We start from the raw sequence: 265 nt of genomic DNA on the forward strand, positions 1-265 counted from the left end.
GTTGCAAAGCAATCGTATCATCTAGTTGCTTGAAAAATGTTCCTATTTTTTTTTGTTCTTTCAGCATTACTGGTTTATTAACTTTTAGTTTTTTTAATTCACTAGAGTTTATAAGTGGTTGTCCAGTGCCAAATGAAAGTTTTTTTAAATCAAAGTTTGTCAGTAAATAGTAAATGAAGTCCAAATTTTCACTTTGAATAAATACAGTGTTATCCGTAATTTGCACTTTCCCTGAAAAAGGATAGAGTGTTCCTGCATTTGCACC

At 30.6% G+C, this 265-nt stretch carries 1 protein-coding gene; it reads right to left on the minus strand.

What is annotated here, in order from left to right; all coding sequences use genetic code 11:
* The coding region (locus SB775_RS30380; protein ID WP_410864973.1) for a restriction endonuclease subunit S at positions 1 to 265 on the minus strand (265 nt) is incomplete at both ends.

Source organism: Peribacillus sp. SIMBA_075 (assembly GCF_046534585.1).